Raw genomic sequence first — 11,161 nt, 5'->3', positions numbered from 1 at the left:
GCTTCTCGTTCGTGAAGCCGCCGAGCCATCGACCAAGCGGCGAAGAGCTACTGCGGCAACGATGAGGTTCACCGCGACGCCATCGCCGTCTGCCGTCGGGTGTCGGAGCGGCTCGGTGGGTCGGTGGCGCGAACGGATAGTCGATTGGCACCGGTTGCGAGTGTGGACACGGTCGGCGACGCCTACGTTGGGTCGCAGGAGATTCACCACATGACCAAGACGATTCTCATTACCGGAAGTTCGAGCGGAATCGGCCGCGCCACGGCCAAGCATTTTAGCGCAAAGGGGTGGAACGTCGTCGCGACGATGCGCAACCCCGAACGCGAGGAGGAGCTGATTCGGCTCGACCGGGTGCTCGTCACCCGTCTCGACGTGCAGGACCTTGCCTCCATCCACGCCGCCGTCGACGCGGGCATCTCCAGGTTCGGGCGCATCGACGCGCTCATGAACAACGCGGGCTACGGCGCGTACGGACCGCTCGAGGCGACCTCGCTCGACAAGATACGTCGCCAGTTCGACGTGAACGTCCTCGGCGTCCTCGCGACGACGAAGGCGCTCTTGCCGCACTTTCGCGCGAACCGAAGCGGCGTCATCGTCAACATCTCCTCTGGGGGCGGCCGCGTCACGCTCCCGCTTGGCACGCTGTATCACGGGACGAAGTTCGCGGTCGAGAGGCTCTCCGAGTCGCTCCACTTCGAGCTCGCGCCGCTCGGGGTTCGCGTGAAGATCGTCGAGCCGGGCGCGATCAAGACGGATTTCATGAGCCGCTCGCTCGACTTCAGCAACGACCCGCAGCTCAGCGAGTACCAGCCGCTCGTGCAGAAGGTCCTCGCCGTGATAGGCCCCATGATGGAACAGGGGGCGCCGCCAGAGCGAGTCGCCGAGAGCGTGTACGCCGCGACCACCGACGACTCGAATCAGCTCCGGTACGAGGTCGGCGTTGACGTCGTAGAACTGCTCGGGAGCCGCCGCTCGATGGACGACGCCACCTTCCTTGGCGGTATGCGGACCCAGTTCGGGCTGGAGGGGTAGCGCCAGGCCATTGTGGCGCGATCGGATCGCGTGGCACACTCCGAGCGATGGTCGTCATGCGCGCGCAGTCCTACGCCCTCGACACGACCTGGCGCGCCTTGCTGAAGGATCTCGGCGTCTCGCCGGCGAACGTGCTGCGCCGTGCTGGCCTCGCGGAGGATCTCCTCCAGCAGCCTTCCGTGCGACTCGCGTCCGAGGACTACTACCGGCTCTGGGACGGCATCGAGGCCGAGCTGGGCGACGCGCTCCTCCCGCTCCGCTTGTGCGGGGCGATCCGCAGCGAGTCGTTCTCGCCGCCTCTGTTCGCCGCGCTGTGCAGCCCGAACCTCCTCTGCGCCGCGCGGCGTGTCGCGCAATACAAGCGCCTCATCGGGCCCATGCGCATCGATGTCACCGAGGAGCGCGACGTGGTGTCCTTCGAGCTGACCTGGCTCGACGCGCCGCTCACGCCGCCGCTCTCGTTGGTCGTGACCGAGCTCCTGTTCTCGGTCGCGATCGCGCGCATGGCGACCCGCGAACCCGTGCGGCCGATCGAGGTGACGACCACGGTGCTGCCGTCGCCGATCGCGGCCTACGAGCAGTTCCTCGGCGCGCGCATGAGGAGGGGCACCAGGCACCGCGTGTCGTTCACGGCTGCTGATGCGCTCCGGCATTTTCTGACCTCGGACGACAGCCGGTGGCGCACGTTCGAACCGACGTTGCGCCAGCGCCTCGCCGACCTCGAGTCGTCGGCGCCCACCTCGCAGCGCGTGAGCGCCGCGCTGCTCGAAGGGCTCCCGAGCGGCCTCGTTACGATGGAGACGATCGCGCGGCGCCTCGGGCTCAGCAAACGGACGCTGCAACGGCGGATCGAAGACGAGGGGACGAGCTTCCAGCAGATCTTGAAGGAGACGCGCGAAGCGCTCGCGCGCCACTACCTGGACAATACTTCGCTGCCTGTCGCAGAGATCTCCTTCCTGCTCGGCTTCTCGGAGCCGAACTCGTTCTACCGCGCCTTCCGAGCATGGACTGGAACCACGCCAGACCAGGCCCGGCGCGCTGTTTGATCGGCGAGGCGCGTCAGTCCACGTCCTCGGCGAAGGCTCGCCGAAGATGTCTGCTATGCGCTGCCTCCCGGGTGGAAAGCCGTCCGGGGAGGCGCGTCGGGGTAAGGGCGCGTGGATCGTACAGAAAGCTGCGGTCAGGGAGCCGGTTTCGCATTGTTCATCGGGAAAGCGCGCTGCGCCGGGCGCGCGAGGTGCTCTGCCTCGATCAGCGTCTTCAGCCGCCCCATCTCCTCGCGCACGTCCCTCGCCAGCCATTCACGCAGGAACGGATCCATCACCCAGCGCCACGGCGCGAAGAAGCGGAAGCGCTCGGTATGCACCACGCGGGTGCCCACGGCGGTCTCGTCGAGATCGAAGCCGCCCTCGAAGGTGAGGAACAGGCAAGCGGGGAACGAGCGCAGGCTGCGATAGCGCACCGCGTGGCCTTGTACCGATGGAGGTCCGTCACGAAGTCGATGATGGCTTCCGGCGGTCGCTGGATGACCGCCTCGCCGATCCCCTCGATCATGCCGCCGTCATAGGGCCCCCCGCGCTGCGAGGGAAGGCCTGTAGACGGCCATCACGATCCGCGGGTTCCGGACGCGATCTCGCCGTCGGCTGAAGCTTCTCAGTCGGGGCCGCTGCGGACATGGGGCCTCCCGGCGCTCGGCGAGGGTGCGAGCGTCCTGCCCTGAGCTACCCCCTTCCGCGCCCCGCGCAGAATTCGACGAGCGCGCCCGCTTCAAGGCGCCGGCGCCGCGTCCGCGAGGCCGTCGGCGGCCCGCCCGATCCGCTCCAAGATCTCGCCCACTTCCTCGTCGGAGGTGTCGTGCTCGACCCCGACGTACTCGCGCAGCTCCGCGGTGTACCCGGCGCGCCGCAGCTCGGCGATCGAGGCGCGCGCGCCTCGGGTCGGCACCGCCAGGTCGGAGGCGCCGTGGAAGGCCGTGACCGGCGGAAGCGTCGCCGGGCGCGGCCCCGAGCTCAGCGCCGCCGACGGGTAGAGCGACGGCGGGAGCAGGCCGCTGATGGGGAAGGCGGCCGCCAGCGCCTCGGGGTGGGTGACCGCCAGGGCGAAGGTCATGATGCCGCCCTGCGAGAAGCCGGTGACGAGGGGCTTGCCGACAGTGGGGCGGGCGGCCACCAGGGCGGCGAGCGCGGCGGCGATCCGATCGGCTTCCCGCGTGACCAGGGGGGCAGCGACGTCGTCGCGGGCGGAGTCGTACCAGATGTACATCCCGCCGCTCGGGTGGCCGTACGGGAGGATGAGCCGGGCGCGGCGGCGGTAGCGCCGGAGCAGCTGCAGGAAGTCCGCGGGGTCCCCGCCCATGGGGTGCAGCGCGACGATCATCGGCACCCGCTCGTCGGGTCGCGCCCCGCCCGTCATGTGCTCGAGGTAGCGCACGCCCGCGATCTCGCCCCGGGTGGTGCTCCCCGGCGCTCCCGCCGGCGGCGGAGGCGCGACCGGCCCCGCTGACGGCGTCTCCGACGACGGACGCGCGGCCGCCGACCCCGCTGGGGGCGCCGGCGCCGGCTCGCGGCTGCACCCAGGCCCCGCCAGGAGGACCACGCCGATGGAGAGGAGCAGGCGCAAGCGAAGGAGATCGGCCGACGGGTGGCGCATCGGTACAACAGTACTCCGATCGCGGGAGCGACGCCGCGCGCGGATCGACGCGCGGCCTCTTGCGTTCGTCCGCAGTGCTGCAGTCCCGATCGCCGTGGTCGCACCCCATCACGGTGTCGCGGCGAGGGCAACGGCTTGCCAGCCGATGGACGCGAAGGAACGGCGGTTACGGCCCAGCCCGGGCGCATCGGCGCAATGGGCGTTGCCGCAGGCCGCGTCCAGGTTCGTCACGCATTTCAGCAGGCCGACCTTGGGCACTTTCCGGACGAAAGCGCTGCGGGCCAGGTGGTAGGCCGGGGCCTCGCCCCAGATATTCCGGCGCATCTCCGCCAGTTCCTCTTCCCGGTAAGCCGCCAGCGGTTTCCGCCGCTCGTCGGCGGCCCGTTCGGCCCGCTTGCCCTCCAGCCAGGCGTGATGATGGCCGCTGCTGGCCAGCTGCTCGGCGATGCGGCCGATCTGCTCGCGGAACTGGGAGAAATGGCTGCCGCCCAGGTCGTCCTGCACGATGATGTCATCCACCAGGCCGATCGCCTTGGCCTCGCGGATGCCGAGCGGCAGGCAGCGCTCGGTGAGCTCCACGGCCTTGGCCAAGCCCACCCGCCTCGGCAGGGAATAGGTCCAGTATTCGGAGCCGTAGAGCCCCCCCATGCCTTTGTAATGCGGGTTGAGGACGATGCCGTCGCGGGCGAGCACCCGGTCGGCGGCCAGGGCCATCATCACCCCGCCGGCCCCGGCGCTGCCGTACATGGCGGCGATCACGAGCTGGTCGGATGCGGTCAGGATGGCCTTGCAGAGGTCATCCATGGCATTGATGTTGTTCCAGGACTCCTGGGCCGGGTCGGCGGCGGCCTCGATCAGGTTGAGGTGGATGCCGTTGGACCAGAAATCCCGCCCGCCCTGCAGGACGATGACCCGGGTGGGGCGGCGGCGGGCGAACAATACAGCCTGCTCCAGGCGCCGGCAGTGGTCGGTGCCCATGGCGCCGTTGTAGAAACGGAAATTCACGTAGCCGACGCTGTTCTTCTCCTCGTACCAGATGTCGCGGAAGGTCTTGCCCCGGGTGGGGGCGTCGATGAAGAGCGGCAGCTCCGGCACGTCCTGCATCGCATCGGGACCCAGCACCATGGCCGCAGGCAGCTTGAACCGCCGCTCCTCCGGACCGTTCTTCGGCTTCAGGTGGGAAATCCACACGGCCCCGTCCACCGCTGCCCGACAGATGGCGCCATGGCGCTGGGTGATGATGTCCCCCGGCTTGCCCACCAGCGCGCTCTCCTCGTGGGCACCGAAGAGATAGACCTCTTGGCCGGCGATCTCGTCCAGCACCCCCGGTGCGCCGTCCCCGGTCCGCACCTTGCGGAGGATGTCCGCCACCCGGTCCGACTCCCAGTCGACGCGGCGCTGGGCCTGCTTCAGCACAGGCCGGAAATGGCCCAGGGGCTCGGCCCGCGAGTAGTCCAGGGGCGCCGGCACGAACATCCGGCTCTCGAAGCGCTGCACCGCCACCTCCATGGCCTTCACCGCGCAGCGGGTGATCTCGTCCCGATACAGGCTGCTCTTGCTGCCCTCGCGCATGGCGCAGCGGTAGGTGGCCCAGATGGGGCCGGAATCCATGTGCTCGACCGCCTCCACGACGGTCACGCCCCACGCGGTTTCCCCGTTGTAAATGGCCCAGTCCAGGGAACTGGGACCACGGTCGCCGACGATGCCCGGGTGGACGATCAGGCAGGGCGTTCGGCTCCAGATGTCACGCGGAATGACATGGGCCAGCATGGGGCAGAGAATCAGATCGGGCCTGAACTGCGCGACCACTTCGCGCATCGCTCCCGCGGTCGTCGCCGCGGCAACACCCACCTGATGGCGATCCTTGAAGAGCACGTACGCCTGCTGGGTCAGGCTGTTGAAGCTGCTGGATAGCAATAGTAGTCGCATGGTTGCTCCGGACGGTTGATGGGCTTCAACAGGATTCATTGCCATGGAAAGTACCGTCGGAATGACGGGAGTCTAACCGTTGCCGCATGACCGGATGATCGGATTACAGAACACCCGCCCTTCTGAAACGCGACCGGTAGACCAGGGGACTCACCTTGAAGTTCCTCTGAAAACAGCGACGCATCGCCTCTGCGCCGCCAAATCCACACTTTTCCGCGATCACCTCCACCGGCGACAGACTATTTTCAAGCCATGCCCTGGCCTTCTCCAGGCGGCTCTGCTCGACGAACCTGGCGGGGGTCAGCCTCACTTCGCGCTCGAACAGGCGCGCGAAATTGCGGGGGCTCATGTGCATGCGCCGCGCCAGGGCGTCGACGCTCAGGTTGGCCTCGGGATGGGCGTCGATCCAGGTCTGCAGCTCCCGGAAATCCCGCCGGGCGCCGGAGCTATTGTGCAGGGCCACGTTGAACTGGGACTGCCCACCGGGTCGGTTGGGGAAGACCAGCATCCAGCGCCCCACCATGGCGGTCGCCTCCGGCCCGAAATCCTCCTCGATCATGCAGAGGGCGAGGTCCATGCCCGCCGTGACGCCACCCGAGCTGTAGCGGGAGCCGTCACGGATGGCGAGACGATCAGGTTCCACCCGGATGTCCGGGTACTCCTCTGCCAGTTGCTGGCACCAGTGCCAGTGGGTGGTGGCGCGGCAGCCGTTCAGCAGCCCGGCCTCGGCCAGCAGAAAGGCGCCGGTGCAGACCGAGCCGATCCGCCGCACCCGCTGGTCCATGCTCCGGACCCAATCCACCAGGACCCGATTGTCGCGGGCCCGGTCGACCCCGATGCCGCCCGTCACCAGCAAGGTGTCGATGTCGTCCCCCACATCGGCAAGGTCATGGTCCGCAATGATCTGGAGCCCTGACATGGTCCTGATGGGTCCCGCCCGCTCGGCGATCACCGAAAATCGGTACGCCGCCCAATCGGGATTGCAGGCGAGGTGGAGCCAGCAGTTGACGAAGGAGAATACTTCCAGTGGACCGCACACATCCAGGATCTGGCAGTCGGGGAAAGCCAGCATGGCAATGTGGCGGGTTTTCGGTGAGGTTGTCGGGGTGATGTCGGTCACGGCCACCTCCTCGGACTGGGATTCCGCGCCGATTGGGGCCTGGGCTGGATGTGCGGCGGCTTGAGCCTGTCGGCAATGTCAAAGATCCCACCCTTTCTGCCAACGACCAGCGAATGACCGGTCCCAACAGGTGACGGCAACGGAGCTCGCTCGTGAGGTCAAGACCCCGCAGCCGACCTTGTCAACGTGGCATGCTCTCTCTCGAGCAGTCATGCCGCAGGGAGGAACGCCCAACGACCTCGAGCAGCTCGCCGGACCGGTACGATCGGCGGGCGACAAGGTCCGCATCGTGCTGGCTGCCGAGCGGCTCTCCGACGACGAACTCGGCGCGTTGCTGAGGCGCGAAGGCGTGCACACGAGCGAGCTGGAGGCGTGGGGTAGTGGTCGTGCCGGCGCGAGCGTCCGGGATCTACGCCGCGGCGATGCTGGGTTCGCTGGCGACCGCGATCCTGCTGTGGCGGCGCGAGTCCGCGCCCCGCGCCGCCCAGGCGTCTCAGGATCGCGTCAAAGGGTCGTGATCGTCACGTCGTCGAAGCGCACGTCGCTCATCGCCCACGAGAAGAGGGCGACCGAACCCCACGCGTACGTCACCTCGCTCGGCACGGCCAGCACCACCTGATCATTGATCTTGATCCGGTGCGTCGTCCCCTCGCGCTCGACCCGCACCGTCATCCATGCGTTCTGCGGCGGCACATAGCTCGTGTTGACCGCGAGCTCGGTGAAGACGCCGTTGTCCACCCGGACCAGGCGCGCGACGCTCAAGCTCGCGTCGAACATCACCCGGTAGTAGCTCGAGCCGGTGTCGTTGATGGCGTACATGAGGCCGAAGCCGTCGGGGTCGCCCGCGTAGATCTTCGCCGAGAGCGCTCCCTGCCCGAAGGCCGTGTGGGGCGCGACGAGGTAGGTCCCGCGCATGTCGACAGCTCCGTCGGCCGCGGTCTGGGGGTAATCGAACGCGCTGCCCGTCTCGATCGCCGCTCCGCCTACCCCGCTCCAGCTCGGCGAGCTGTCGGTGATGCCCTCGTTGATCACGGTCCACACGCTCGGCGCGACGCCTTGATCGAACGTCTCTTTGAAGGGGATGGTGCCCAGCTTGGCCACGTTGACCGAGCTCAGGTCCACGGTGACGATGGAGCCGGCCGCCTTCCCGCATGAGGTGGTCTTGATCTCCTCCCAGAGGAGGTAATCGTGGGAGACCCAGGTGTGCCGCACCGACTGCAGGTTGACGTTCTCCACCGGGTAAAGCGACTGATCCTGGAGGCCCGCCGCGTAGATACCCTCGTATTCGTCCGTGAGCGTGCTCTTGGCGAGGTTGGGCAGGCCGTAGAGGCCGCCCCACGTGTCGTTGTGGAGGTCCTCCCATTTCTTGTAAGAATGCCCGCTCACCGAGGCCAGCTTGTATTGCCAGCCGAAGAGCGAACCCGAGGAGAAATCGATCACGTCGAAGTCGTTCAAGGACTGAGAGGCCTGCTCGCTCACATCGAAGCTGAAGCTCGTGGACGGCCCCTCGACGCCCACGCCCGCGCCAACCGAGAACCCGTTCGACGTGGTGAACGTCGAGGACTCGTTGGCCGAGTGGGGCCTGTGGGCGTAGGGCGAGAGCCCCTCCCGCAGGGGACGAATCGAGTGCTGGAGGGTCTCCTGGAAGTAGCCGCGGTTGTTCCCCGAGTTCCACTTGAGCCCGCCGGGGTTGTACTGGGTGCCATTGCCCGCGAAGACGACGTATTTGCCCTCCGGCGCGTTGGAGGCGAGGAGCGTCACCGTGAAGTTGCGGTCGATGACGGAGCGCTGGCCGTCGTCGCCGCACTCCCAGTTGATGGAGGTGGGCGTCACGTTGTACGAGCGGTAGGTGCCCTCGGGCAGAGGCTCGGTCACGAGCTGGGCGAGCGCGTGGGCCTTGTGGTCCGCGAGCAGGCCCTTGATCTCGGCGAGGAGCTCGCCCCGGGCAGGTAACGCCGCCTGCGCGACCTCGGACCTCGAGGCGATCCGGGGCTTTGCGTCGATGGTGATGGGCTCGGCCTCGGGCGCCGCGTCGAACAGCGCGTCGAGCTCGGCCTCGCTCCTTTCGAGCCTCTTTCCGAGCTCGGCCCGCTCGTCCGCGGTCATCCGGGCGTACCTCGCCTTCGCGGAGGCCGGCAAGCGCACCGAGCTGTGCTCCTCGGTCTCTTCACCGGTGACGTCGCCAAAGACGCGCACGTCGAAGCGCTGGCCGCCCGGGCTGGGCGCCGCGTAGACGACTTGCGCGGACATCCCGATGCCCAGCGCCAGCGCGACCTTCTCGGCGTCGCGCGCGTTCTCGAGGATCACAGGCACCCCCGCGAGGCGCGCTGCCCGGAGCAGGGACGCGTAGGAGCGGATGTCGTCGGCGCTCGCGGCCTCGGCGTCGATGAGCACGGCGGACGCCTCTGCCAGGCGGCTCGCGGGGTTCGGATCCGCGATGAGGTCCGCCCGGAACCTCGAAGGGGCGCCGTCCATGAGCTCCGCGAGCAGAGGGGCCTTTTCGCGTTGAATGGACGTGAGAGCGACGACAGGGCCCGTCGTGACATCGGCGGGCTTCGCGGCCGGGTCGCTGGGCTCCTCGGCGCCCGGCTCATGGTCCATGAAAGGATCCGCCTGGGTCTCCGGGGCAATGCCCCCGCAGCCCGCGGCGGTCAGGAGGGTGAGGGCCAGGGGAGAGAGGCGAGCCAGAAAGGTGAATTGTCGCATGGGGGTCCTCCCAGAACATTCGTTGCAGGGTGAGATCGGACGCGCGGGCGGTGGGGGCGCCGATGCCCCTCGCTCCACGCGCCTCAAACCTTTTCCGTAAACGGAGAGGAAGACCCGACACGGGCTCGGTCGATTTCTGGATCGACCGAGCCCGCGCTCTCCGAGCCCCGCGGCGCGCTACGGAGGCTCGATCGCGATGGCATCCTGGGTGATGACATCCCGGACGCCGGCGTTCTGGTGGTGCGAGTTCTCGGGGATGTTCGGAGGGCAGACTCCGTTCGAGCACGCGCAGACGGTCGGCGACGAGGCGCCGTCCTCGCTCGGGTCGAACCCGGCGGCCTCCTCGACGCCCGGCGGCATCGAGTAGATCACCAGGGACGGCCCGAGGCTGGCGGTGTTTGTCTTCGTGGCATACCCAAGAGTGACTGCCGTTCGATCGTAGACCCCGATACCTGCCCCTGGAACGATGCTGAGCATGTCGTGGACTTCGAGCCGGAGGTCCCCCTCGCTGCGCCAGAGCCATCCGGCGAAGGGGCTCACGGCAAGCCTGGGTTCGGTCCCGATCTGGATCCCGCCCACGCTCACGCCGCCGTTGAACTCGAGTGCCTGGGCCGGCGCCGGAACCACGACGAGCGCACCGACGTAGAGCGAGCCGATCTTGCCGAGTAAGCGTATGGACATGGTGGAAGTCCGGGGTCGACGTGTCCCGGAGGGCCGCGCCGCCGCGGCGAAGGGCTATGTAGCGCTCGCGCCCGCGCTCCTCGTCGCCAGCCGTCGTCGGCGTCCGCTTCGACCACCGCGTCCTGCCGCGGAGGCTGCACCGAACTCGCGCTCGAGCTGCTCGTCGCTGGCGACGCGCCCGAACTCGACCAGGTGCACGGAGATCGCGCCGCGCTCGCCGAGGTCCGTCCGCCTCGGCCACCGCACCCCGCCGTGGGGGCTGCGCCGCGCTCACGCTCGAGACCTCCCGCCCCGGGCGTCACAACGCGCCGAGCAGGCTCAAGGCCGCGCCGACGTGCGCCTCGACCTCCGATCGTCCGCGCCGAGCTCGGCCGCGACGAGGTGCAACCCGCTGCGCTCAGCTCGAGCTCGGCTTCGGACCGGGGCGAATTTGACAAGCCGTAGCCGCAGGGACGCAATCCGTGCCCTGAATTACAGTTGACATTGCCCCTCCGCACATGCATCTGGAAAAACTTGGAGGATGAGCATGCGCCACAGGCTGAAATTGAAGGCGATCCTCGTTCTTATTCCTCTCGGTCTCACGGTGTGGGCGTGCAACTACGACGTGGGCGAGTGCTATCTTAGGGGGACGGAAGGCACAGGGGCCGGAGAACCATACCCACCGGGGTCAGCAGCTACGGGGGACTGGTTCGGAAACGGTGACGACGTGGGGAGCGGCGCCACTGAGGAGATGGCAGGATGCACGCCCGACAAGACATGCACAGACATGTTCGTGGATTGCCAAGAGATCGGCGGCCAGTGCACCACGGGATATCCAGGCTGCGACAAATGGCGCCATACACCGTGCAGGAGTTGCCTTGAAGCCTGCCAATCGGGCACACCATACCCGCCAGCGTGCAAATGCAGATCGTGCGGATTCAGATGATGAATGAGCCGATACAGGGCGCAGTCTACGTTGCCATGGGCAGGGTTGCCGGAGCGGCTCTAGCCAAGGTTGCATCCCCCGTCGTGGTCGACGATGACGTTCTCCTGCTGGGGCCATCA

At 68.0% G+C, this 11,161-nt stretch carries 7 protein-coding genes and 1 pseudogene; 2 read left to right on the top strand and 6 right to left on the bottom strand.

Annotated elements, in window-relative coordinates; all coding sequences use genetic code 11:
• The first annotated feature begins 210 nt into the window (after positions 1–210).
• Both WME73_RS34740 and WME73_RS34735 read left to right on the top strand, forming a co-directional pair.
• Positions 211–1,032: an SDR family oxidoreductase gene (locus WME73_RS34740; RefSeq protein WP_437740651.1), complete on the top strand. Its 822-nt coding sequence runs from the start codon at positions 211–213 to the stop codon at positions 1,030–1,032.
• Positions 1,033–1,088: 56 nt separating this feature from the next.
• Entirely contained in the window at positions 1,089–2,078 is a 990-nt protein-coding gene (locus WME73_RS34735) for an AraC family transcriptional regulator ligand-binding domain-containing protein (RefSeq protein WP_437917464.1), read from the top strand.
• Between the two features lie 134 nt (positions 2,079–2,212).
• On the opposite strand, the pseudogene WME73_RS34730 reads toward WME73_RS34735, so the two are convergent.
• From WME73_RS34730 to WME73_RS34705, 6 genes and pseudogenes are all read right to left on the bottom strand, one after another.
• Positions 2,213–2,524 (bottom strand): annotated as a pseudogene (locus tag WME73_RS34730) (SRPBCC family protein); the annotation flags it as partial.
• A 275-nt stretch (positions 2,525–2,799) separates the two neighbouring features.
• A complete protein-coding gene (locus tag WME73_RS34725; RefSeq protein WP_437912332.1) occupies positions 2,800–3,681 on the bottom strand; it encodes an alpha/beta hydrolase in 882 nt (293 codons plus the stop codon).
• 108 nt (positions 3,682–3,789) lie between these two features.
• Positions 3,790–5,655, bottom strand: coding sequence for a hydrogenase maturation protein (locus WME73_RS34720; protein WP_437912331.1), 1,866 nt, complete (start codon positions 5,653–5,655; stop codon positions 3,790–3,792).
• 58 nt (positions 5,656–5,713) lie between these two features.
• Positions 5,714–6,730: a GlxA family transcriptional regulator gene (locus tag WME73_RS34715; RefSeq protein ID WP_437912330.1), complete on the bottom strand. Its 1,017-nt coding sequence runs from the start codon at positions 6,728–6,730 to the stop codon at positions 5,714–5,716.
• A gap of 504 nt (positions 6,731–7,234) precedes the next feature.
• Positions 7,235–9,436 (bottom strand): hypothetical protein, encoded by a 2,202-nt coding sequence (locus tag WME73_RS34710; protein ID WP_437912329.1) that lies wholly within the window; start codon positions 9,434–9,436, stop codon positions 7,235–7,237.
• Positions 9,437–9,613: 177 nt separating this feature from the next.
• Positions 9,614–10,117: a hypothetical protein gene (locus WME73_RS34705; RefSeq protein ID WP_437740645.1), complete on the bottom strand. Its 504-nt coding sequence runs from the start codon at positions 10,115–10,117 to the stop codon at positions 9,614–9,616.
• Positions 10,118–11,161: the final 1,044 nt, after the last annotated feature.

The organism is Sorangium sp. So ce302 (assembly GCF_051530145.1).
Taxonomy (GTDB): Bacteria; Myxococcota_A; Polyangia; order Polyangiales; family Polyangiaceae; genus Sorangium; species Sorangium cellulosum_B.
The sequence above is the reverse complement of the archived record's forward strand: the minus strand, read 5'-3'. Positions and strand labels throughout refer to the sequence as shown.

Coding starts and splice junctions, on each gene's coding strand:
- WME73_RS34740 (WP_437740651.1), top strand. CDS start 211: ATGACCAAGACGATTCTCATTACCGGAAGTTCGAGCGGAATCGGCCGC.
- WME73_RS34735 (WP_437917464.1), top strand. CDS start 1,089: ATGCGCGCGCAGTCCTACGCCCTCGACACGACCTGGCGCGCCTTGCTG.
- WME73_RS34725 (WP_437912332.1), bottom strand. CDS start 3,681: ATGCGCCACCCGTCGGCCGATCTCCTTCGCTTGCGCCTGCTCCTCTCC.
- WME73_RS34720 (WP_437912331.1), bottom strand. CDS start 5,655: ATGGCAATGAATCCTGTTGAAGCCCATCAACCGTCCGGAGCAACCATG.
- WME73_RS34710 (WP_437912329.1), bottom strand. CDS start 9,436: ATGCGACAATTCACCTTTCTGGCTCGCCTCTCTCCCCTGGCCCTCACC.
- WME73_RS34705 (WP_437740645.1), bottom strand. CDS start 10,117: ATGTCCATACGCTTACTCGGCAAGATCGGCTCGCTCTACGTCGGTGCG.